Annotated in this window: 16 protein-coding genes and 2 pseudogenes; 8 read left to right on the top strand and 10 right to left on the bottom strand. The window is 68.7% G+C overall.

Annotated elements, in window-relative coordinates; all coding sequences use genetic code 11:
* Positions 1–130: 130 nt before the first annotated feature.
* A complete protein-coding gene (locus tag LVO85_RS03900; protein ID WP_232746071.1) occupies positions 131–886 on the bottom strand; it encodes a hypothetical protein in 756 nt (251 codons plus the stop codon).
* A 470-nt stretch (positions 887–1,356) separates the two neighbouring features.
* Here LVO85_RS03900 and LVO85_RS03895 point away from each other — a divergent pair, with 470 nt between their 5' ends.
* Both LVO85_RS03895 and LVO85_RS03890 read left to right on the top strand, forming a co-directional pair.
* Positions 1,357–2,496: a glycosyltransferase family 4 protein gene (locus LVO85_RS03895; RefSeq protein WP_232746070.1), complete on the top strand. Its 1,140-nt coding sequence runs from the start codon at positions 1,357–1,359 to the stop codon at positions 2,494–2,496.
* A gap of 328 nt (positions 2,497–2,824) precedes the next feature.
* Positions 2,825–4,131, top strand: a pseudogene (locus tag LVO85_RS03890) (ISL3 family transposase).
* A 148-nt stretch (positions 4,132–4,279) separates the two neighbouring features.
* Here LVO85_RS03890 and LVO85_RS03885 read toward each other — a convergent pair.
* The 3 genes and pseudogenes from LVO85_RS03885 to LVO85_RS03875 all read right to left on the bottom strand — a co-directional run.
* Positions 4,280–5,335 (bottom strand): annotated as a pseudogene (locus LVO85_RS03885) (IS1634 family transposase); the annotation flags it as partial.
* Positions 5,336–5,419: 84 nt separating this feature from the next.
* A complete protein-coding gene (locus LVO85_RS03880; protein ID WP_232746069.1) occupies positions 5,420–7,255 on the bottom strand; it encodes a polysaccharide biosynthesis protein in 1,836 nt (611 codons plus the stop codon).
* A 104-nt stretch (positions 7,256–7,359) separates the two neighbouring features.
* Positions 7,360–7,638, bottom strand: coding sequence for a DUF4235 domain-containing protein (locus LVO85_RS03875; RefSeq protein WP_232746068.1), 279 nt, complete (start codon positions 7,636–7,638; stop codon positions 7,360–7,362).
* A 148-nt stretch (positions 7,639–7,786) separates the two neighbouring features.
* Between LVO85_RS03875 and LVO85_RS03870 the strand changes: the two genes are divergently transcribed.
* The 5 genes from LVO85_RS03870 to LVO85_RS03850 all read left to right on the top strand — a co-directional run bounded on the left by LVO85_RS03870 (position 7,787) and on the right by LVO85_RS03850 (position 13,007).
* Positions 7,787–8,074 carry a hypothetical protein gene (locus LVO85_RS03870; protein WP_232746067.1) on the top strand — a complete coding sequence of 96 codons (288 nt, stop codon included), beginning with the start codon at positions 7,787–7,789 and terminating at the stop codon, positions 8,072–8,074.
* Complete coding sequence (locus tag LVO85_RS03865) at positions 8,040–9,122, top strand: YihY/virulence factor BrkB family protein (RefSeq protein WP_408637667.1); 1,083 nt, start codon at positions 8,040–8,042, stop codon at positions 9,120–9,122. Before LVO85_RS03870 ends, LVO85_RS03865 begins: the two co-directional genes overlap by 35 nt.
* A gap of 132 nt (positions 9,123–9,254) precedes the next feature.
* Positions 9,255–10,346, top strand: coding sequence for a thiamine ABC transporter substrate-binding protein (locus LVO85_RS03860; protein ID WP_232746065.1), 1,092 nt, complete (start codon positions 9,255–9,257; stop codon positions 10,344–10,346).
* Positions 10,343–12,004 (top strand): ABC transporter permease, encoded by a 1,662-nt coding sequence (locus LVO85_RS03855; protein ID WP_232746064.1) that lies wholly within the window; start codon positions 10,343–10,345, stop codon positions 12,002–12,004. The genes LVO85_RS03860 and LVO85_RS03855 overlap by 4 nt, the downstream gene beginning before the upstream one ends.
* Before the next feature lies 1 nt (position 12,005).
* Positions 12,006–13,007, top strand: a complete 1,002-nt coding sequence (locus tag LVO85_RS03850) for an ABC transporter ATP-binding protein (protein ID WP_232746063.1) — start codon at positions 12,006–12,008, stop codon at positions 13,005–13,007.
* Positions 13,008–13,044: 37 nt separating this feature from the next.
* Here LVO85_RS03850 and LVO85_RS03845 read toward each other — a convergent pair whose 3' ends face one another.
* The gene (locus tag LVO85_RS03845) at positions 13,045–13,197 is read right to left on the bottom strand and encodes a hypothetical protein (protein ID WP_232746062.1); all 153 of its coding nucleotides are present in this window, start codon (positions 13,195–13,197) and stop codon (positions 13,045–13,047) included.
* A gap of 70 nt (positions 13,198–13,267) precedes the next feature.
* Between LVO85_RS03845 and LVO85_RS03840 the strand changes: the two genes are divergently transcribed.
* Positions 13,268–15,781 carry an HNH endonuclease signature motif containing protein gene (locus LVO85_RS03840; RefSeq protein ID WP_232746061.1) on the top strand — a complete coding sequence of 838 codons (2,514 nt, stop codon included), beginning with the start codon at positions 13,268–13,270 and terminating at the stop codon, positions 15,779–15,781.
* A 74-nt stretch (positions 15,782–15,855) separates the two neighbouring features.
* On the opposite strand, the gene LVO85_RS03835 is transcribed toward LVO85_RS03840, so the two are convergent.
* Genes LVO85_RS03835 through LVO85_RS03815 form a run of 5 tightly spaced genes read right to left on the bottom strand, consistent with a single transcriptional unit; the run spans position 15,856 to position 22,454 of the window.
* Complete coding sequence (locus tag LVO85_RS03835) at positions 15,856–17,655, bottom strand: glycoside hydrolase family 3 protein (protein ID WP_232746192.1); 1,800 nt, start codon at positions 17,653–17,655, stop codon at positions 15,856–15,858.
* Positions 17,656–17,693: 38 nt separating this feature from the next.
* Positions 17,694–19,301, bottom strand: coding sequence for a glucoamylase family protein (locus LVO85_RS03830; RefSeq protein WP_232746060.1), 1,608 nt, complete (start codon positions 19,299–19,301; stop codon positions 17,694–17,696).
* Between the two features lie 38 nt (positions 19,302–19,339).
* Positions 19,340–20,179: a carbohydrate ABC transporter permease gene (locus tag LVO85_RS03825; protein WP_232746059.1), complete on the bottom strand. Its 840-nt coding sequence runs from the start codon at positions 20,177–20,179 to the stop codon at positions 19,340–19,342.
* A complete protein-coding gene (locus LVO85_RS03820; RefSeq protein ID WP_232746058.1) occupies positions 20,179–21,171 on the bottom strand; it encodes a carbohydrate ABC transporter permease in 993 nt (330 codons plus the stop codon). The genes LVO85_RS03825 and LVO85_RS03820 overlap by 1 nt, the downstream gene beginning before the upstream one ends.
* A gap of 2 nt (positions 21,172–21,173) precedes the next feature.
* Entirely contained in the window at positions 21,174–22,454 is a 1,281-nt protein-coding gene (locus LVO85_RS03815) for a sugar ABC transporter substrate-binding protein (RefSeq protein ID WP_232746057.1), read from the bottom strand.

Raw genomic sequence — 22,454 nt, 5'->3', positions numbered from 1 at the left:
CTTTGAAGAGCCAGTTTAGTCTCAGCTATGCTGACACAATATGTACGCGCACCTGGCCCACCCGAGTGCGGCGTGGCGAGTCGTGGTGTCACCGTGTAACCACACCAGTAACGCGAGTGGTCACTCCAGCTCACGTCGTTAGGCGCAGCATTTCATCGTGGTGCAGGAGGACGGCGCGTAGGAACAGTAGGGCACCGATCATTTCTAACGCTTCTTCTACCGTTGTCACGAGATTGTACAAGAACGAGTCGGTGGATGAACTTCCTGTCGCCCACTGAAGCATGTCCAGGCCTATGGCGCCGGAGACAAACACGGCACCCGCAATGACGAAACGCCAAAGAGTGGCTCGCGGAAGGTTTCTGAGGAACGGTACGAGAGTGGCTAGCAGAACGATCATCGAGAGAGCGACGGGAATGGGCCATAGCGGCAAGCCGGAGAACCGTTCCACCGCACCATCGCCCATAACGACTCCACCCTCGATGTCTAGCAGGGAACGAGTCGGCCTGTCCAACCGCTCGTGCACAGAAGCGATCTCATCGATTGACAAGCCTACGAAGACCACGCCGAGCAGGATCCAACCATATGTTCGCTCAACGCCAGCGAGTTCCCGCTTCCATGTCAGCAGCAACCCACCGATCGCCGCAAGTTGCATGGAAGCGAACCATGTCGGAATGCTGTCCTCAACGTCCACGTCAAGGAGCGACAGGGAACTACTGAGTCCTTCATAGGGCTCACCGTCGTACACCGCGTAACGAACGATTTCTTGAAAGACACTTAGAGCCACTATAGCAAGAATCACAAACGCGAGTCTCTCGATAAGCACTGGAGTCTCGGGCAGTCGCACCCAATGAGCCCCTCGCCCTGTCTCTCGGCCTGCATTACCCATGGGCGAAGGCTACTTGGCCAGGCCCGCTATGTCCATCTGCTCTGAGACCCGAAATGAGGTTGACCCCATCGGGTGGACATCGGTGATACGGTTTCTGGGCCCGCGGTGATGGTCCGGAGCGCGAACCCTACTGGAGGGATCTGGGCGCAGGGCGCTGTGGCGCCGACGGCGGTTGTGGACGTTCTCGACCCAGAAGGTGATCGCGTGGGTCGCCCGGGTACGGGTGGCGAAGTGATGACGGTCGTAGGACTCGGTCTTCAGGGTCGAGCGAAAAGCTCTCGATCTGGGCGCTGTCCGAGCACGCGCGGGTGCGCCCGAGCGATCAGGAGCACGCCGACCTCGTCCAGGATACCCGCATCGTCCTTCTCACTTGACGTGCCCGGACAGCAATCGTGGCCCGTCCCGAGGTAGCCTAGTCGGGTCCCGCCCCTGGTGGTACCGTCTGGCCTGGTCGACTGACTGGATATCACATGAAGATCGTCTACCTTGCCCGCTTCCTGCCTGCCGAGGGGTCGACGGTTCACCTGTACGCCCTCGCGGAGGGGATGGTCCGAAGAGGGCATGAAGTGGTGGTTCTCTCTGCAGGCCCTGGCTTGGATGAAGCGGCCATCCAATTATTTCGAGATTCTGCGAAGTCCGGGGTGCAACACCGCCGGGTCAGATTCCCATTGGAGCCGTCATTTACGCGATGGGGAAAGGTCCGGCAACTTGGGGGATACCTACTCGCTCTGCCGCCCGCGCTTATTGCATTGCATCTGAGTCGGCCAGACGTCATTCATGTCCACTATCCGGTAACGTCCTTCATCGCGAAACTATACGGATGGCTTGCCAAAACACCCACCGTAGCGACCCATCACGTCACTGGTATTCCGCGCCACCCGCTCAATCGACGCGCACACATGGCGATCGCCATAAGTGAGGAGCTGCGCGACGAACTCGTTACTACATACGGTTATCGTCCGAACGCCGTCCGCTTGATCTTCAACGGCGTGGACGAAGCGCTATTCGCTCCCGCAACCAAGCGAGAGCGACAGGAAGCACGTGCAGCCCTGGGTGTAGATGATTCGGTTGTAGCAATAGCGCAGGTGGGTCGGTTAACGTATGTCAAGGGCCTGGACTTATTGCTCGACGCGGTGGAGCCACTGCTCTCCGACACGGTTCGTCTACTGATGGTCGGGGGATCGTCGGCGGAGGCGGAAGACGTATTGCAGCGGCTATCTCCCAATGCACGTCGTTTCGTCCTGCACAGCCCGTTCACGTCCGATGTCAGGCGTATTTATGCGGCGCTGGATGCTCTGGTTCTTGCCAGTCGTCGGGAGGGTTTTCCACTCGTGACTATCGAGGCGATGATGATGGGAATTCCTGTGATCAGGACCCGAACTGAGGGTGCCTCCGTTCAGGTGGAAGAGGAGCGTACAGGGATTCTTGTCCCAGTTGATGATGTACCGGCTCTGCGCGAGGCGCTAGGCCGATTTATCTCAATGGCCCCCGAGGAGCGACGAATGATGGGTCTTGCCGCAGCTGAACGTGCGTCTACGTTATTCTCCAGCGACCGGATGATCGAGCAGACCCTTGAAGTTTACCTGGAATTGATCGATCGAGGCCCTTGAGCGAATGCTAAGGATACGCCGAAAAAGGATAGGATGGGTGGCTGTCCTCGCCCAGGCGAAGCCGCTGATGCCGGAGGCGACGCTAAAGGCGAGTTCAGGGACAAGAAACGGGACGGCCTAGGCACCGTTCGCTAGTACGATATGCGAGGCTGGCCGGAAGCGGATGACAAAGGGCGGCAGGAGATATGTCGCCGACGCGGGGCCGTCCTGAGTTTGTTGGCTCTTCACAGATGAGGGTGTAGAGGTCGTCAGCGCGTCGGTCGCTGGGTAGGTGTCGAGGTCTTCCGATGATGGGAGTTCTCACACCGCCCACCTGGAAGACCTCGACGTGGCTGACGCTACCTTCACGCGCCCTGACCTGACGACCTTCACCGGTCTGGACGACCTCGGACTGGAGGTCACGGGCCAACGGCTCGAGCCCGACCGTGCCGTGCTGGCCTGCCGGGTTGTGGAGCCGGATGACTGGTGCCGGCGGTGCGGCTGCCAGGGCATCCCGCGGGACACGGGACCAGGTCGTTGGCGCACGAGCCGTTCGGGTGGCGACCCACGACGCTGCTGGTCACCGTGCGCCGCTACCGGTGTGTCGAGTGCTCGCACGTGTGGCGCCAGGACACCACCGCCGCGGCGCAGCCGCGGGCCAAGATCTCCCGCGCCGGCCTGCGGTGGGGCCTGGTCGGGATCGTCTGCCAGCACCTGTCCATGGCCCGCGTCGCCGAAGCCTTGGGCGTGGCGTGGAACACCGCTAACGACGCGGTCCTGGCCGAGGGACGACGGGTCCTGATCGCCGACCCGACCCGGCTGGACGGCGTGGCCGTGGTCGGGGTGGACGAGCACGTGTGGCGGCACACGCGGCGCGGTGACAAGTACGTCACCGTGATCATCGACCTCACCCCCGTCAGGGATGGCACCGGCCCGGCCCGCCTGTTGGACATGGTCGAAGGCCGCTCCAAGAAGGCGTTCAAGGCCTGGTTGGCGCAGCGCGACCAGGCCTGGCGCGAGGGGGTGCAGGTGGTGGCGATGGACGGGTTCTCCGGGTTCAAGACCGCGGCCACCGAGGAACTGCCCGAGGCGGTCACTGTGCTCGACCCGTTCCATGTGGTCCGCCTGGCCGGGGACGCCCTGGATGAGTGCCGGCGCCGTGTCCAGCAGGCCACCCGCGGGCATCGTGGTCACAAGGGCGATCCGCTGTACTCGGCCCGCAGGACATTGCACACCGGGTCCGACCTGCTCACCGACAAACAGCAGCACCGGTTGGACCGGCTGTTCGCGGTCGATGTCCACGTCGAGGTCGAGGTGACCTGGGGCGTGTACCAATCCATGGTGACCGCCTACCGGGAGCCCGACAGGTCCCGGGGCCGGCAGCTGATGCAGACCCTCATCGACTCGGTCGCCCACGACGTGCCGGACACGTTGACCGAGCTCATCACGTTGGGGCGGACCCTGACCCGACGAGCTGCCGACGTGCTGGCCTACTTCGACCGGTCCGGCACCAGCAACGGACCCACCGAAGCCATCAACGGCCGCCTCGAGCACCTACGCGGCTCAGCCCTCGGCTTCACCAACCTCACCAACTACATCGCCAGATCGCTCCTGGAGACCGGAGGGTTCAGGCCGCAACTACACCCTGCATTGTGAAGAGCCAGTTTGTTCAGTCTTCCGCCGACCGCCACGGACGTAGACCGCTGACCTGTGGGGACTCCTCAAACTCGGTACGATTTCTCGACTAACTAACCTCGATCTTTGATCGGGCTTGTGCGGCGGGTTGTGATGGTGGCCGTCGGGGGGTGGTGGTCTTGCCGTCCCGTACGGACCGTCTGCGGGAGTAGGCCCACACCGGCCGCCAGGACCGGTCGTGCACCGTGGGGTCCCATGCCGGTTCTGTCCGGACGTTGGTGTCGTTGCTGCTCCTGGCGCAGTCGGTGGCCACCCGTGGGGTGAGGGTGTCGATGACCTGCCCGTCGGTGAACGCCTCTCCGTGCCACCGGAAGTGCGAGGCCACGTGGGCCGCGCCTTGGTGACCCTTGAGCCGACGATGAACCGAAGACTGGCCTCGTGCAGCTCCTTGAGGTTGGACGCAGAGAGCATCCCGGCGTCGGCGACCACGACCATGTCGGCCAGGTTGTGCCGGGCCTGGAACGCCTTGATCGAAATGAGCGTGGCCGTCTCGGACTTGTTGCCCTCCCAGCAACCGATCTCAAGCGGGAACCCGGCTCGGTTCACCAGCAGTCCCACGACGATCTGCGATTCGACGCGGCGTTCCTTGGAGTAGCCGACCTTGCGCAACTCGTCCTCGTTCCCGGCCTCGAAGTACAGCGTGGTCACGTCGTACAGGCACAGCGAGACGTCTCCGCCGCTGCCGGCATGCGTGAAGCATGCGGTCGCGATCTGGTCGCGGTAGTCACCGGTCGCTGCGCGCTGCAGTGACCGGAACATGGTGCGCAACGAGGCATGTGCGACGCCGATCTCGGTCAGCACGCGGACCGAGTCGGCCTTGCTCGTCGGCGTGATGATCGGGGGCCAGTACCAGCAGCTCGAACGCCGCATCTTCCAGGGCCTCGACCCCAGCCGGGCGTATACGGTGCTCAGCACGTGCCACACCACTTGCGGACCGTTTCCCGGTGATCACCCCTAAGCGCGCCTGCTCCGGCACCCGTTGACCTCCAACCCCAGCGACTCCTGCCCCGGCCGCAACCGCCGACGGGCCTCGGGCCACCGCGTGCTCAGCCTCGGACCGCGCAGTCCCTACGTGCTCCAGGATGTGGCTACGTCCGCCGCGCCGCTCAGCGATCCGGACCTTCGTGGCGCCCCAACGGCCAGCCGACCTGCGGATGAACACCACGACCCGACCCTACCGCCGACCGGGGTACGTCAATCCGCTCACATCCACCACCCTGATCACCTCAGACTCCAACCGAAGCGACAATTAATCCTCGAGTGGCACGAGTGAGGTCAAGCCAGCCGTTGCTTCTGTCTGCATCCAGTCGACGAGGTCGCCCGGGTGTCTCCACACGGGCCCTGAGACCGCGTCCTCCGGCAGGGCGGGGACTTGCACCCGGGTGAGCAGCTCGTGCCCCGTGGCCTCGTGCACCTCGCTGTCGGTGAAGAGGTCCTCGGTGAGCTTCTCGCCCGGCCTCAAACCCGTGTAGACGATGTCCACGTCGGTTCTCCCTGACAGGTCGATCAGGGTCTGTGCCACGTCGGCGATCCTCACCGGCTGGCCCATGTCGAGCACCATGACGTCACCGTCGCTGCCCATGGCTGACGCCTGCAGCACGAGCTGGCAGGCTTCCGAGATGAGCATGAAGTAGCGCTCGACGTCCGGGTGGGTCACCGTCACCGGGCCACCGCGTCGGATCTGCTCCATGAAGCTCGGCACGACAGATCCGCGCGAGCCGAGCACGTTGCCGAAGCGCACCGACACATAGCGTCCGGGTTCGGTGTACGCGAATTGGGCGGTGAGACGCTCCGCGATGCGCTTGGAGTAGCCGAGGACCGACGTGGGGTTGGCCGCCTTGTCGGTCGAGATGTTGACGAATGCCCCCACCCCGCTCTCCGCTGCGGCGGTCAGGACGTTCAGCGTCCCGAGGATGTTGGTCTGCCAGGCTTCGAGTGGGTGCCTCTCCAGCAGCGAGAGGTGTTTGAGCGCGGCGGCGTGGAAGACGACGTCGGGTCGCGTGTCCCGGAAAAGGCGCCTCAGCGTCTCGCGATCGCGGATGTCGGCAAGCAGCAGGTCCTCGCCCTCGAGCAGACCTCGCCCGGTGAGCGAGAGCTGAGTGCTGTGCAGCGCGGACTCGTCGCGCTCCAGGAGCAGAAGACGAGCCGGCTGGAACCGCGCGATCTGACGGCAGAGCTCGGCGCCGATCGACCCACCGGCACCGGTCACGAGCACGACCTTGCCGGTGACCTGGTCGGCGATGGCGCCCTGGTCGAGCTCGACGGCGCGCCGGCCGAGCAGGTCCTCGAGGTTGATGTCGCGCAGGTCCTGCACCTGGGGGTTGCCGCTGAAGAGGTTGTTAAGCGTCGGCAGCACCTTGAGCTGCAGGCCGGCGACCTCGGAGATTTCCCGCATCTCGCGCATCATCCCGGCGTCGGCGTTGGGCAGCGCGACAATGAGGTGGGTGGCGGCGGTCCGGGCGGCGACGCGGGGAATGTCCTCGCGCGTGCCTGCCACCCGCACTCCTTCGACGCGCAGCTTGCGCTTGCTGCGGTCGTCGTCGACGAGAGCGACCGGTCGGAACGCCGACTCGTCGTCGTGGATCATGTTGTACACCAGGCGGCGGCCGGCCACACCTGCCCCGAAGACGATGACCTTCGCGTTCGTGGGCCGACTGGCGGCTCGCTGGATGCGCCAGGTCCGCACGACGAAGCGGCTGGCCAGCATGCCGATCAGGGCGACGGCTCCCGCCACGACCGGCAGCGAGCGCGGGACCTGCATGGAGGGATGGGCCAGGGCGACCCACGCGGTCAGGCCCAGCGCCATGATCAAGGCGGCCCGGGTGACGGCGACAACCTCTTCGAACGAGCCTCGGATATGGTTGACCAAGTAGGGGCCAAGTGCGCACCCCACGAAGACCTGACCGATAAGGGCTGTGGCGGCAATCACGATGACGTCGGGGTTAAGCGACTCGCTCAGGTCGTAGGAGTAGCGCACCCACGCGTAGACGAGGACTGCTCCAGCCCACCACAGGCCGTCAGAGAGAGCCCAGCCCGTGCGTACGGCCGCCTCGCGCATCGACGCGTGGCCACCTGCAGCATGCATAGCTCCTCGTTCCGACTTGCCCCTTCCCCCGATGACACATCAAGTGTGGAGTCATCGTAGGTGAGTCGCAAGTTGGGGAGGACAACATGCTCTTGACCAGATCTTTACTCTTTCTTCGCCAGGTCCTTCGGCATGTGGCCGGTCGACTTCTGGTAGACCCTCGCAGCCTGACGGTTGGCCAGCATCCGGGTGAGCCCGACGATGGCACCGGAGAGGAGGGCGAAGGCGACTGCTTCCTTCCACTCGATGTCCGGGTCCTCGGGGTTGGTGGGCGAGTCGCCCCCGGAGACGAACTTCCACGTGCCGTCGGTCAGCTTGCGGGCCACGATGCTCGCCCCGACCGCTGCGCCGGTCGCCATGACTTTCCAGACCAGGTTGCTCATGGACCCCAGCGTGTCACACCCGTCGGTGTGGTGGCGGCCGAGACGACACCCTAGGTGACCACCCCTGGCTGTTCGTCCTGCAGGGTGGGCGGTTCCGTCCTACGTTCGAGAGGAACCGTGTTTCCTGCACGAGATGAAGGAGTGAGCCATGAGCAAGATCATGCTGGCGGCGGCGGCCGCCGCGGGATATGTCTTCGGCACCAGGGCGGGTCGTGAGCGCTACGACCAGCTCAGCGAGAAGGCCCAGGGACTGTGGCAGAAGCCGTCGGTGCAGCGCGCCGCCGAGAAGGCCGGCCTTGCCTCACACGACACCGCTCAGTCGGACGAGACTCATCACGACACGACGGAGCAGCAGGACTTCGGCACCGACCCGCTGAGCGGCTCGGAGAGCGAGTTCACCCATGATCGGCCGGCCGAGGGGGAGTGGCGTGGCTGAGCGGGTCGACAACACCCGCACGGCCCCGCACCCCGACTCGGACACCAAACCCGACTCGCCCGGCGACGTCAGCGGGCCGTCGTGGAAGTACACCGCGCGCAAGACCTTCCGTGAGTTCCTCGACGACGAGTGCACCGACCTCGCGGCGGCGCTCACCTACTACGCGGTGCTCGCGGTCTTCCCGGCGATCATCGCCGTGCTCTCGCTGCTGGGGCTGGTCGGGCAGAGCGAGCAGGTCGTCGACGAGACGCTGGGCATCCTCGAGTCGGTCGTGGGCCCGTCGGTGGCGGACACCCTCGGGCCGGTGGTCGAGAGCCTCGCCGGGAGCACCGGCGCCGGGCTCGCGCTGGCCAGTGGTCTGCTCGTGGCGCTGTGGTCGGCCTCCGGCTACGTCACGGCGTTCGGGCGGGCGATGAACCGGGTCTACGAGATCCGCGAGGGCCGCCCGGTGTGGAAGCTGCGCCCGGTCATGGTGCTCATCACCCTGGTCGTGGTCGTGATGGCGGTCATCGCCGCGCTGATCCTCGTGCTCTCCGGGCCGGTCGCAGAGGCGATCGGCGAGAGCATCGGCCTGGGCTCCACCGCCCTGACCGTATGGAGCATCGCCAAGTGGCCCGTGCTGCTGGTCGTGGTCATCGCGATGGTGGCGATCCTCTACTACTTCACTCCCAACGTGAAGCAGTCGAAGTTCCGCTGGATCAGCATCGGGGCGACCTTCGCGATCGTGGTGTGGATCCTGGCGTCGGTGGCCTTCGGCTTCTACGTCGCCAACTTCTCCAACTACAACGCGACCTACGGCGCCCTCGCCGGTGTCGTGATCTTCCTGCTGTGGGTGTGGATCACCAACCTCGCGCTGCTCTTCGGTGCCGAGCTCGACGCCGAGCTCGAGCGTTCTCGGCAGCTGCAGGGTGGCATCGAGGCGGAGCGGGACATCCAGCTGCCTCCGCGCGACACCACCAAGATCGAGAAGACGGAGGCCAAGGAGGCCGAGGACGTCGAGCGCGGCAGGGAGTTGCGGATGAGCGGAGGACGACCCGAGGGCGACTGAGTCGCCGGTGTGTCTACGATGGGACCTCACGACAGGGGAGCGCTCACGCGCTGAGAGTGCGGCACACCAGGTGCCGCAGACCCTCGAACCTGACCCGGCTCGCACCGGCGGAGGAAGTCGGAGGACTCGACCATGCACCACATCCACAGCACGCGTCTCACCCGCAGCACACGTCTCGCCCTCACCGGGCTGCTGACCCTCGGCCTGGCCGGGTGCACGCTCACCGGCGGTGACGACGGTGACGACGCGGCCGTCACCACCGGACCGGCCGAGGTCGTGCTCGTCACGCACGACTCGTTCACCCTCCCCGAGGAGGTGCTGGCCTCCTTCACCGACGAGACCGGCTACGCCCTCGACGTCCGGCCCTCCGGCGACGCGGGGACGATGACCAACACCCTGGTGCTCACCGAGGGCAGCCCCGTGGGCGACGCGGTCTTCGGCATCGACACCACCTTCGCCTCCCGGGCGCTCGACGCCGAGGTGCTGGCACCGCACGGCGCCGAGCTGCCGGGGGGCGCCGAAGAGCACGCGCTGGAGGGGGAGGGTGCCGAGCGCCTAGCCCCGGTCAGCTACGGCGACGTCTGCGTCAACGTCGACGACACCTGGTTCGAGGCCGAGGGTCTCGCCCCGCCGCAGACGCTGGAGGACCTGACCGACCCGGCATACGAGGGCCTGTTCGTCACCCCCGGCGCGAGCACCTCCAGCCCGGGGCTGGCCTTCCTGCTGGCCACCGTCGGCCACTTCGGCGAGGACGGCTGGCAGGACTACTGGGCCGACCTCGTGGCCAACGACGTGCTGGTCACCAGCGGCTGGTCCGACGCCTACGGTGTCGACTTCACCGCCGGCGGCGGCGACGGTGACCGCCCGGTCGTGCTGTCCTACGCCTCCTCACCGCCCTTCACCATCCCCGAGGGCGAGGACGAGCCGACCACCAGCGCCCTGCTCGACACCTGCTTCCGCCAGGTCGAGTACGCCGGGGTGCTCGAGGGCGCAGCCAACCCCGAGGGGGCCGCGGCGCTGGTCGAGTTCCTGCTCAGCGAGGAGGTGCAGGCCGCGGTGCCCGACGCGATGTACGTCTACCCGGTGCGCAGCGACGTCGAGCTGCCGGAGGTGTGGGCGCAGTGGGCCGACGTGGCCGACGAGCCGGTCGAGATGGACCCGGCCGACATCGAGGAGCACCGTGAGGAGTGGGTGCGCGAGTGGGCGGACATCGCCACCGGGTGAGCCTGCTCGGACGGCGGGCCGCCCCCGGATGGGCGCTGGCGGCCCTGGCCGTCCTCCCGCTCGCGTTCCTCGCCGTCTTCTTCCTGCTGCCGCTGGGCGGGATGCTGGCGCGTGGCTTCCTGCCCGACGGCACCCTCGACCTGTCTGCGGTCGGGGAGGTGCTGGGACGCGCACGGACCGGCCGCGTGCTGGCCTTCACGGTCGGCATGGCCGCCGCCGGCACGGTGCTCACGCTGCTGCTCGGTATGCCGCTCGCCTACGTGCTCTACCGCCTCACCTTCCCGGGGCGGGCGCTCGTGCGGGCCGTCGTGGTCATGCCCTTCGTGCTGCCGACGGTCGTCGTCGGGGTGATGTTCCGCTCGCTGCTGGCCCCGACCGGGGCTCTCGGAGTGCTGGGCTGGGACGGCTCCTGGGTGGCGATCCTGCTCGCCTACGTCTTCTTCAACCTGGCGGTCGTCGTCCGCACCGTCGGCGGCACCTGGGAGGGGCTGGACTCGCGCGCCGAGGACTCGGCGCGGGCGCTGGGCGCCACGCCGTGGCAGGTCTTCCGCACGGTGACGCTGCCGGCGCTGACGCCGGCGATGGTCTCCGCGGCCACCCTGGTCTTCCTCTTCTGCTCCACGGCCTTCGGCGTCGTGCTCACCCTCGGTGGCCTGCGCTACGGCACGATCGAGACCGAGATCTACCTGCTCACCACGCAGTTCCTCGACCTGCAGGCCGCCGCGGTGCTCTCCGTGCTGCAGCTGGTCGCCGTGGTCGCGATGCTGGCGGTGGCTGCACGCACCCGGACCCGTCGCGAGCAGGCGCTGCGGCGCGGAGGTGCCCGGTCGGCGGCGCGCAGGCCGCGCTCGCACGACATACCCCTGCTGTCCCTGGCGGCGCTCGCCGTCGGCTTCGTGCTGCTGCCGGTGGGCTCGCTGGTGTGGCGCAGCCTGCACGACGGCGACGGGTGGACGCTGCGCTACTACCGGCTGCTCGGCGACCCGGGCGCCACCCCTGCCCTGCGGGTCAGCGTGACCGACGCGCTGGGCAACTCGCTGCGCACGGCCATCGACGCGACGGTGGTCGCCGTCGTGCTGGGGCTCATCGTGGCGGTGCTGGTGTCCCGGCGGCCGTCGACGCGCCGCGGACGGCGACTGGTGTCGGCGGTCGACGGGGCCTTCATGCTGCCGCTGGGCATCTCGGCGGTGACGATCGGCTTCGGCTTCCTCATCACGCTCGACCGCCCTCCGCTGGACCTGCGGTCCTCCGCGGTGCTGGTGCCGATCGCCCAGGCGATGGTGGCACTTCCCCTCGTGGTGCGGCTGGTCACCCCCGTGCTGCGGGGGGTCGACCCGCGGCTGCGGCAGGCGGCGTCGGCGCTGGGGGCCGGGCCGTTCCGTGCAGCATGGACCGTCGAGTCGCCGGTGCTCGTGCGGCCGCTGCTGGCCGCCACGGGCTTCGCCTTCGCCGTGTCGCTGGGCGAGTTCGGCGCCACGAGCTTCCTGGCCCGGCCCGACCGGCCGACCGTGCCGGTGCTGATCTTCGACCTCATCGGCCGGCCCGGTGCTGACAACCTGGGCATGGCCCTGGCAGCCTCGGTCGTGCTGAGCGTGGTGACGGTGGGCGTCATGGGAGTCGTCGAGCGGCTGCGGGTCGCCGGGGTAGGAGCGTTCTGAGGTGCTGACGGTCGAGGGTGTCTCGGTGCGCTTCGGCGACACGGTCGCGGTCGACGACGTGTCCTTCGAGCTGGCCCGCGGCGAGGTGCTCGCGGTGCTCGGGCCGTCGGGGTGCGGCAAGTCCACGCTGCTGCGGGCCGTCGCGGGCCTGGAGGAGCTCGCCTCCGGGTCGGTCCTCCTGGAGGGGCGCGACCTGGCCGACGTGCCGACGCACCGGCGCGGCTTCGCGCTGATGTTCCAGGACGGGCAGCTCTTCGCCCAGCAGAGCGTCGCCGAGAACGTGGGCTACGCGCTCCGGCTGCGCCGGATGCCGGCGGCGAAGGTGCGCGCCCGGGTGGCCGAGCTGCTCGAGCTTGTCGGGCTGCCGGCATACGGTGACCGCCGTCCGGGCACCCTCTCCGGTGGGGAGCAGCAGCGGGTGGCCCTGGCCCGGGCCCTCGCGGCCGAGCCACGGGTGCTGCTGCTCGACGAGCCGCTGTCGGCTCTCGACCGGTCGCTGCGCGAGCGCCTCGCGGGAGACCTGCGCGACATCCTCGTGCGCACCGGCACCACGGCGCTGCTGGTCACGCACGACCACGACGAGGCGTTCACCGTCGCCGACCGGATGGGGGTGATGTTCGACGGTCGCCTGGTCCAGCAGGGGCCGACCCTGCAGGTATGGCGTGAGCCGGCCGACGAGCGCACCGCACGGTTCCTGGGGTTCCACCATGTCGTCACGGGGGAGCCGGCGCGGCGTCTGCTGGAGGCCGGGGGCCGCGAGGCCGACGGCGTGGAGGGGTGTGCTGTCGCGGTGCGGCGCTCGGCCGTCTGGGTGACCGACGACGGGCCCCTGGCCGGCACGGTGCGCGACGCTGTGGCCGTGACGGACGCGGTGCGGCTGGAGCTGGACGTCGAGGGGGTCGGACCCCTGGAGGCCCTGGCGGCGCAGTCGGCGAGGCTGGAGCCGGGGGCGCGGGTGCGGTTGAAGGTCTACGGCACCGGGCTGGCGGTGGTGCCGAGGTGAGGTGTGACGGGGGGCTTGTGGGGTTCGAACATATGTACTAACATGGGGTCACGGCGAAGGCCGCCGGGGAGATGCCGAGGGGAGGCGCCATGTCGACGACCATGACGACCGACGGCGTGACCAAGGCGACCACCGGGAGCACTGCAGAGACGACGACAGAGACGATGAGGACGAACACCCGTACGGCCACGACGGGCACTCGGTGCACCGACAGGTCAGTGGCCTCTCCGGCGGACGCCGGTGAGTGGACGGGCCGTGACGTGGAAGACCGACGGGCCGGCGGTGACGTGGAGGAGGTCTGGGCTTCCGACTACTGGGCGGGGGACTGGGACCATCCGCACCTGACGGCCGACGACCTGATCGCCATCTCGCTGGAGGCCGCCGACCGGCAGGCGCTGGCGAAGGTCGAGCACGGACTGGCTCAGCTGCCCTTGCCCGACGGGGTCGCGCCGCAGATCATGGCCGTCCTGCGGTGTGCCGCCGCCCACGGGTCGTCCCCCGACGGGCTGGTCGCCGAGGACGAGGCGATCAGCAGCGACCAGCTGCTCGATGCGGCGCAGGCTGCTGCCGGTGTGCGGGGCTTCGTCGACGGAGTGCTCGTGGGTGCGACCCGCAGCCTGGCCGACCGCACGGGGCGCGAGCTGCTGGGCGCCAAGCAGGTCGCCTCGCCGGCTGAGCTCTCCGGCACCGAGCGGCAGCAGTGGGTCAAGAGGACCAAGTCGGCCGTGGCCCAGCAGCTGGCCGTCGTGACCGGTGACGGGGTGATGTCGTCGCACACGCGGGTCGGCTTCGCCCTGGCGCCTCGGGCCGCGGTCGCCGTGGCGGATGCGGCGCTGGCCACCGGTGCCACGGACTGGCGGGGCGTCGCCGACTTCTGGCAGAGCTGCCGGCGCATGCCCTACGAGCAGGCCGGTGACGTCGGTGACGCGGTGTTCCGACCGCTGCTGGACCGTGCAGGTCCCGAGGACGCCGCGGAGGGCGACTGCTCGGGGCGTCGCGAGACACGCACAGAGTTCCGCCGCAGGCTCGACCGGGAGGTCCGTCGCGTCGAGGGGGAGGATGCCAAGGCCGCCCGGGAGCGACGCCGGGAGGCGCTGCGGACGCGCAACGTGCAGGCCGAGATCTGCGACGACGGGTTGAGCCAGATCTCGGTCACCGGACCGACGGCGAGCGTGGTCGCGGCGATGGAACGGATCGAGTCGATCTCCCGCAAGGCCCGCAAGGCCGGTGACGAACGACCCCTTGGCCACATCCGCTCCGACACCACCCTTGCGCTGTTGGTCAACGGCGTCCTGCCCCTCCCGAGCGTGCCGCTGCATCAGCACGGTGAGCCTGCAGCAGCCGGCCACCCGGACTCGCATGACCGCCGCGAGCCGTCCCCCTTCTCGGGTGTGCGGTCCGCCGCAGGTCGGCCATCTGCCTCAGAGCATCCGTCGGCCTCGGGTCGGCCATCTGCATCAGAGTATCCGTCCGCCTCGGGTCGGCCATCCGCGTCGGGGCAGCCGACCCCGGTCGACCCCACCGAGCCGCTCATCGACACCTCGGAGGAGGTGTGGCGGATCATCACGGGCCAGCCCAAGGCCACCGTCGAGGTCATCGTGCCTCTCAGCGCACTGACCGGCTCGTCGCCCGGAGGAGGCTGCGGCTCGTGCGGCTGTCCTCCATCCGGCGCCTCTGGGGACACTCCTGGCACGCCGAGGGGCAGCACCTCCCCACCCGAAGTCTCACGCGAAGAAGCTGCCGTAGCGCATCAGGGTGCGGCCATCACCCCGTCCGGTCGACGGCGTGGGGCCGTGGCGGAGATCCCAGGGCACGGGTTCATCACGTCCGAGCATGCCCGCGAGATCGTGCTTTCGCCGGGCAGCACACTGCACCGCCTGGTGATGGACCCGGCCGACGGTCGGCTCGTCGAGCGTTCGGTCACCTCATACCGACCCGACGCCGAGATGGTGCGCCAGGTGCGGGCGGTCGACCGGTTCTGCCGAGCTCCCGGGTGCCTCACTCCGGCGCACCGGTGCGAGCTCGACCACGAAGAGCCCTACGGCAGTGGAGGTGTCACGTCGGAGACGAACCTCAACCTCAAGCATCCGCGCCATCATCAGCTCAAGACCGAGCGCCTGTGGTCGTCGTTCATGGGCGACACCCGGGACGTGACCTGGGCCACCCTCTTCGGTCGCGTCTACAGGACACGAAGCCACGACTACCGGCAGTACGGTCCCAGCCCACAGCACGGATCGAGCACAGAGACTGCCGGGCTCCTCGCAGGTTCCAACGAGCGCACCGCGAACGAACCGGCCGTGAACGCCCTGGGGGCGGCCGGCCGCACGGGCACAGCGGATCACCCAGGGACGGCGGACCACCCGGGGACAGCAGTCGACCCAGCCGTGGTGACTGATCCCGACCTGCGAGACCGTCTCGTCTACGCCGCGTTGTGCACCCGGGACGGACAGAACCGGTGGCTCGAGGGGCTTGACGACTACGACGACGGCGCCTGGGTCAAAGGGTACGACCCGCCGCTGGCGGTCTTCCATCGCAGCGGTGGCCGGCGACGTCAGGGGCCGCCTACGGGCCAGCCCACGCCTGACCAGCTGCTGCGGCCGGAGCAGCCCGCGCCAGCCGCGCAGGAGCAGCCCCCGTCAGCCGTGCAGCCCACCCCATCGGTGCGCGAGGCGGCAGCCGGCTCGCAGGACACCCACACCGCTCAGCGTGGCGGATGGGCGGACCCTCCCGCGGAGGCCGGCCTGTCGACGTGGCCCGACGAGCCGCCCTTCTGACGGTGACGCCCGGGTGCCGGACGCGGCCGACCCATGGCCGCGACAGGAGGGGCCCTGGGTGTGCCGATGTGTCGTCACGACGGCAGTCCCAGCCCGAAGCCGCACGCGAAGAGCGGGTCGTCGAAACCTGGCTGGTCCTCCGGATGGTCGCGCACGTCCTGCATCGACCGCGGGAGGTCGAAGGGCAGGACGCCCACCGGTGCGATGCGACCGGTGAGCGCGTCCACCAGTGCCGGAGCGCTCGTGCCGTAGCTGCCGACGACCACGGAGGCGAACTCCAGCAGCGGCGTCAGCACGGCAGGCCTGTCGAGGCTGACGTCGACCACCAGCGGGCAGTGGTCTGCGATCCTGCGCAGCCGGTGCACCAGCCCCGGCGGGAAGTCCAGGGAGCCCTGGTGGAACCACGCCTCGAGGAACAGGTCGGAGCGCGGCTCGAAGGGCGCACCCAGACGCACCAGGGCGACCTGCGCGTCCTCAGGGGAGTCGACGACCTCTCCCAGCTCCGCGAGCGCCTCAGCCGGCACCCCCTCGGCGTAGACACGTGCCCCCGGACGGAGCGGCAGCATGCCGTCCTCGCGGTGCAGGACGGTGACCGAGGCGGCCTGGGCCCGGTGCCCCTCGGCCACGAAGTCGGGGCGGCCGATGGTGGCCTCGGCGACGTCCTCGTCGACGTAGGGGTCGTCGAACAGGCCGAGCCGGAACTTCACCTCCAGCAGACGCCGCACCGACTCGTCGACCCGCGCCTCGCTGACCCGGCCGTGGGTGACCAGGTCGACGAGGACGTCGACGCACTCCTCACCGCCGAACTGGTCGGCACCCGCGGCCAGGATGAGCTCCATCCGCGCGTGCGCGTCGAGGTGCTCCACCCCCCACGCGCGGGCGGGCAGCACCTGGTCGCCGACATGGTTGTCCATGATCAGCTCCCAGTCGGTCAGGACGACGCCGTCGAACCCGAGGGTGCCGCGGAGCAGCCCCGTGACCACCTGCTTGTTGTAGCCGAAGCCGACCTCCTCGACCGGCTCCCCGTCGACGACCAGCCCGACGGGCATCGAGTAGTAGGGCATGACGGCCGACGTGCCCGCCTCGACCACGGCAGGGAAAGGCGCCAGGTGGTCCTCGAAACGCCCTGCCGGGTAGACCTGCTCCCGGCCGTAGGGGAAGTGCGCGTCCTCCCCGTCCTTCTGCGAGCCGCCACCCGGGAAGTGCTTGCTGGTGCAGGCGACGCTGTCGGGCCCGAGCTGCGCACCCTGGAACCCCAGGAGGTAGGCCACGCCGAGCTCGGTGACGAGCTTCGGGTCGTGCCCGAACGTGCCCGCCTGCCGTGCCCACCGCGGCTCGGTGGCCAGGTCGAGCGTGGGGTGCAGGGCCGCGCGGATACCGACCGCGACGTACTCCTGACGCGCGATGTCGGCGAACCTCCGCACCAGCTCGGGGTCGCGCAGGGCTGCGAGGCCCAGCGGCTCCGGCCACTGCGAGAAGGAGCCTGCCGAGAACGACACCCCGGCGTTCTCGACGAACCCGTGGCGTGGGTCGGTCGAGATCGTGACAGGTATGCCGTGCGGCGTGCGGGTGGCGAGCCACTGCAGGTCGTTGTACCAGCGCGCCGCCATCCGCGCCGAGCCGAGCTCGTGCACGTTGAAGTGGGACAGGTGCTTGCCGAGCACCACGTCGGAGGTGGGTGACTTGCTGATCTTGCCCGGACGCTCGAGCACCTTGCCGTCCGTGCCCGCCTCGATGACCGTGTGGAACATCAGGCCGGCCTTCTCGGGCAGGGACAGCCGGCCGAGCAGGTCCTCGACCCGCTCGGCCACCGAGCGCCGCGGGTCCTCGTAGGGGTCCAGGACCCCGTTGCCGTTGAGGTCGCGGAAGGTCATCCCGTCGGGGCCGGTCAGCCGGTCCGAGTCGAGCGCGGTCACGTGCCGGTCCCGGCGCCGAACTCCTCCATGCCGATGACCGGACGCAGCGCGGCCTCGACCTGTGGTGTGCTGAACGCCCGTTGCAGCACGTCGTCGGCCAGGACGTTGCCGAGGCTGCCCATGATCATCGCCTGGTCCAGGGACAGGTAGCGCTGGGCCTGGGTGTTGGAGATGACCGCGACCGCGTCGTAGAAGCCGCCGGGGCCGTAGGCACCCAGGTCGTCCTCGATGCGGGTGAGGTTGTCGTAGGCCGCGGCAGGGTCGTACATCATCGCCAGGAAGGCAGCGTGCGGCGTCACCACGCCGTCGCCGAACTCCGGGTCCGGGTTCGTCGCCTCGCGGCACTCGCCGAAGCCGACGTCGGGGTTGGTCCCCTCCCGGTCCGAGTGGTAGCCGTCGGGGTTCATCCCCAGCAGGTCCACGCCGTACTCCCGGTAGGCGTCGAACGGGTCGCTGGCCGGGGAGAAGCCCCAGTAGCCGTACTCCGCGTCGTCGAGCCCGTGCTCGATCTGGGCGCGCACGTGCAGCGGGTGGTTCTCCCCCCACGAGTTCGGACCCCATACCTCCTCCGGCACGAAGACGTTGGGCATGAGCTCCTCGAACATCGACCCGCCCCAGCCCGGGACGATCCGCATGCCGCGGTAGGTGTAGGCGCCCTCGTAGACCTCGATGCCGAGGTAGGTGCGGGTCTCGCCGACCGGCTGCATCTCGTGCCAGCTCCAGTCGCAGGTGGCCGGGAACGTGCGCCAGGCGGCGAAGTAGTGCTCAGGAGGCACCTGGCCGGTCATGATGCCCAGGTATGACGCGATGCGGCTCTCGGAGACGATCGTGTCGTAGTGGTGGGTGGTCAGCCAGACGTCGGGGGCGTCGATGTGCGAGCCGAGGTAGACGCCGCCCGGACGGTCGTGGTCGTCGAGGAAGAAGCCGCCGTGCATCAGCCCGCCGGGCCGGACGGAGGGATGGTCCGGGGCGTCGCCCGGGTTGTAGAACGCGTCCCACCGCATCCGGTCGAACAGCGCTCCTGCCCTCTTCGACGCGCTGGGCACAGAGTTCCTGACCACCCACAGGGCAGCACCGAGCCAGCCGTTGTCCACGCTGGAGATGAAGGGAGCGATCGGCTCGCCGGAGCCGGGGAACTCGCGCAGCAGCTCACCCGTGGCCTCGTCGTACCAGTTGGCGTACATCCCGCTCGGCTCGTGGTGCTCCATCGTCTCGAGCGTCTGCAGCGTCCGGGTGATCCGGCGCTGCGCCTCCCCGGGGGTGATCAGGCGCAGCTCGCGGGCCACGATGGCCGACCAGAGGTAGCCGCCGATGTTGGTCGGGGAGGTGTAGCCGCTGAGGGTGCCCAGGTCACCGGTGATGTTGTCGGCCGGCAGCCCGGTGTCCTCGGGCGTCATGGCCACCAGCGACTGCCAGGTGTCCTCGGCCCAGCGCAGGAGGGTGTCGCGGTCCACGCCCGCAGGGAGCGTGCCTGGCCTGCGCGGGCCGACGCCGCGGCCGTTGTCTTGGCCGAGGGCCGGGCCCGCGATGGCGACGCCGAGCGCGCCGGCCAGACCGCCGGTGAGCACCGAGCGGCGGGAGAGAGGTGTGCGTCGTGGGGTCATGAGATGTCCTTGTCGTGTGATGTCACTTCAGGCGGATGTCACTTCATGCCGGTCGTTGCGATGCCCTGGATGAAGCGGCGCTGGAAGACCATGAAGACGAGCAGCACCGGCAGCACCACGGTTGTGGCGCCCGCCAGGAGCAGGCCGTACTGGGTGGCGTTCTGCCCGGTGGAGTAGAGCGCGAGCGCCACCGGCAGGGTGTAGGTGTCCTCGGTCTGGGCCACCACCAGGGGCCACAGGAAGTTGTTCCAGCTGCCGAGGAAGGTGAGGATGCCGAGGGTGGCCAGGGCGGGCCCGCACAGCGGCAGGAACACCCGGAAGAAGATGCGGAGCTCGCCGGCGCCGTCCACCCGCGCGGCGTCGAGCAGGTCCTTCGGCAGGCCGATCATGAACTGCCGCATCAGGAAGACCCCGAACGGGGCGACCAGGAACGGCAGCATGAGCCCGGGCAGCGTGTTGACCAGCCCGGCGTTGGCGACGAGCACGAACAACGGCACGAAGGTGACCACGCCGGGGATCATGAGCGTGCCCATGATCAGCGCGAAGAGCACGTTCTTGCCGCGGAAGTCCAGCATCGCGAGGGCGTAGCCGACCATGGAGCAGAAGATGAGGTTGCCGGCCGTCACCACCACGGCCACGGCGGTGGAGTTGAAGAAGAACTGTCCGAAGTTGAGCCGGCTGAAGAGCTCGATGTAGTTGTTGAACGACGCCTCCTCCGGCCACCAGGTGGGCGGTGCCTGGCGCAGCTCGGCGTTGCTCTTGAAGCTGCCCAGCACCATCCAGATGAACGGCGCCATGACGGCAGCCAGGGCCGCGGTGAGCAGCCCGTACAGCCACCAGCGGCTGCGGACGGTGGGCTCCTGCTGGGTGAAGCTCATCAGTCCCTCTCCCTCAGCACGCGGAACTGGATCGCGGTCACGATGACGATCACGACGAAGATCAGGTAGCTCAGCGCGGCGGCATACCCGTAGTTGCCGAAGCTGAACTGCTGGAACGTGTACATCGACGCCGAGATCGTGCTGTTGAGCGGGCCGCCGTCGGTCATCACGAAGGGCTCCTCGAAGAACTGCAGGTAGCCGATGGCGGTGGTGACCGACACGAAGAGGATGGTGGGCTTGAGCAGCGGCAGCGTGATGTGCCGGAAGCGCTGCACCGCGTTGGCGCCGTCGATGGCGGCCGCCTCGTGCAGCGACCAGGGCACGGACTGCAGCCCGGCCAGGAAGATGATCATGGCGGTGCCGAAGTTGCGCCAGGAGGCCATCGCGATCAGCGAGGGCATCGCCCAGGTGGTCGACCCGAGCCAGTTGGGGCCGTCGACGCCCACCCAGCCGATGACGGTGTTCACCAGGCCCGCGTCGGGGTGCAGCAGGAAGCGCCAGACGACGGCGACCGCGACGATCGAGGTGACGACCGGGGTGTAGAAGCCGAGGCGGAAGAAGGAGCGGAACTTGCCGATCCCCTTGTCGAGCGCGAGGGCCGCGGCCAGCGCCATCGTCAGGGTGAGCGGCACCCCGACCAGGACGAAGTATGCGGTGTTGAAGGCGGCCTGCCTGAAGATCGGGTCGGCCAGTGCCTGGGAGAAGTTGTCCAGCCCGACGAAGTCGACCGCGAAGGGGGTGCGCAGGTCGCGCGCCTGCGTGTCGGTCAGGCTCATGAAGGTGGACTGGATGACCGGCCAGGCCGTGAAGGTCAGGAAGAGCACCAGGAAGGGCAGCGCCAGGATCCAGGCGGCACGCTCCTCCCGACGGCGGCCGACGGTGTGGCTCTTCCCACCCCGGCGCAGCCCGCGTCCCTTCTGCTCCGGGTCGCCCGTCTCCCCCCGGCGGCGGTCGGTGGACCGACGCCGGGGGGTGGTGGTGGCGGAGGCCATGGTTACTGTCCGGTCCCGATGGACTCGGCCTGCGCCTGCACGGCGTCGAGGGCCTCCTGCGGGTCCGCCTCGGCCTTGGCCACCTTCTCCATCTCGGTGTCGAAGGAGGTCACGACCTCCTCCCAGGTCGGGAAGGACGGCGGGGCCTGAGCGGTCTCGAGCTGGGTGCCGAAGGCCGTGAGCTTCTCGTCGGAGGCGAGGGCGTCGTCCTCCCACGCGGACTGCACGGACGGGAGGTTGGCGGTCTCCTCGAACCAGGTGACCTGGGTCTCGGGCTCGGTCAGCCACTCGACGAACGCCCAGGCGGTGTCACGGTTGTCGGTCTGCTGGAAGACCGCGAGGTTGGAGCCGCCGACGAAGGAGGACGACGTGCCGCCCTCCGGCACCGGGATCGGCGCGACGTCGTACTGCTCCGCGAAACCCTCGCCGCCCATGTCCTCGACGATGCCGCGCATCCACGGCCCGGAGATGAACATGGGGACGTCACCGCTGGTGAAGTCTGCCTCGGTCTGTCCCTCCGGCGGGGAGGGGTTGGCGATGCCGTCGGTGAAGAAGCTCTGGTAGTACTCCACCGCCTCGGCGACCTCGGGCGTGTCGAACTGGTAGGCGTCCTCGCCGGCGATCTCGGCGCCGTTGGTCCAGGCCAGGGGGAGCACCGTCTGCCAGGAGCCGACCCCGCCGGGCTGGAGGCTGATGCCCCACTCGGCGCCTCCCTTCTCCTGCATGTCGGCCGCCATCTGCCTGAAGCCCTCCCAGTCGGTCGGGACCTCGGTGTAGCCGGCCTCCTCGGCGATGTCCGTGCGGTAGTAGACCAGGCGCGTCTCGACATACCAGGGCACGCCGTATGCCGTGCCGTCGACCACCGCGGTCTCCTGGGCTCCCTCGAAGAACGCCGAGGAGTCGATCGACCCGGGTGCCGGGTCGAGGGCGTCGAGCCCGGCGAACTCACCCATCCAGGTGGTGCCCACCATCGCGACGTCGGGAGTGGTGCCGGCGGTGATGGAGGTCGTGAACTTGTCGTGCGCGGAGTCCCACGGGATGGCGGTCACGTTGACCGTGACCCCGTCGTGGGCATCCTCGAACTGCTCCGCGAGGTCGGGGAGCTTCTCGCCCTCCGCGCCCATGGCCCAGACGTCGATCTCGCCGGCGACGTCCTCCGTCGAGATCTCCTCGCCCGTCTCGGGGGCCGCGTCGGTGCCGGACCCTCCGTCGTCCCGGCCGCAACCGGTGAGGACCAGTGCGGTCCCCGCGGTCAGGGCCAACATCATGCGTGTGCTTCTCAT

This window comes from Ornithinimicrobium sediminis (assembly GCF_021272345.1).
In the GTDB taxonomy this organism is placed as follows: domain Bacteria; phylum Actinomycetota; class Actinomycetes; order Actinomycetales; family Dermatophilaceae; genus Ornithinicoccus; species Ornithinicoccus sediminis_B.
The sequence above is the reverse complement of the archived record's forward strand: the minus strand, read 5'-3'. Positions and strand labels throughout refer to the sequence as shown.

Coding starts and splice junctions, on each gene's coding strand:
- LVO85_RS03820 (WP_232746058.1), bottom strand. CDS start 21,171: ATGGCCTCCGCCACCACCACCCCCCGGCGTCGGTCCACCGACCGCCGC.
- LVO85_RS03835 (WP_232746192.1), bottom strand. CDS start 17,655: ATGACCTTCCGCGACCTCAACGGCAACGGGGTCCTGGACCCCTACGAG.
- LVO85_RS03900 (WP_232746071.1), bottom strand. CDS start 886: ATGGGTAATGCAGGCCGAGAGACAGGGCGAGGGGCTCATTGGGTGCGA.
- LVO85_RS03870 (WP_232746067.1), top strand. CDS start 7,787: ATGAGCAAGATCATGCTGGCGGCGGCGGCCGCCGCGGGATATGTCTTC.
- LVO85_RS03895 (WP_232746070.1), top strand. CDS start 1,357: ATGAAGATCGTCTACCTTGCCCGCTTCCTGCCTGCCGAGGGGTCGACG.
- LVO85_RS03825 (WP_232746059.1), bottom strand. CDS start 20,179: ATGAGCTTCACCCAGCAGGAGCCCACCGTCCGCAGCCGCTGGTGGCTG.
- LVO85_RS03880 (WP_232746069.1), bottom strand. CDS start 7,255: ATGCATGCTGCAGGTGGCCACGCGTCGATGCGCGAGGCGGCCGTACGC.
- LVO85_RS03860 (WP_232746065.1), top strand. CDS start 9,255: ATGCACCACATCCACAGCACGCGTCTCACCCGCAGCACACGTCTCGCC.
- LVO85_RS03875 (WP_232746068.1), bottom strand. CDS start 7,638: ATGAGCAACCTGGTCTGGAAAGTCATGGCGACCGGCGCAGCGGTCGGG.
- LVO85_RS03865 (WP_408637667.1), top strand. CDS start 8,040: ATGATCGGCCGGCCGAGGGGGAGTGGCGTGGCTGAGCGGGTCGACAAC.
- LVO85_RS03815 (WP_232746057.1), bottom strand. CDS start 22,454: ATGAGAAGCACACGCATGATGTTGGCCCTGACCGCGGGGACCGCACTG.
- LVO85_RS03830 (WP_232746060.1), bottom strand. CDS start 19,301: ATGACCCCACGACGCACACCTCTCTCCCGCCGCTCGGTGCTCACCGGC.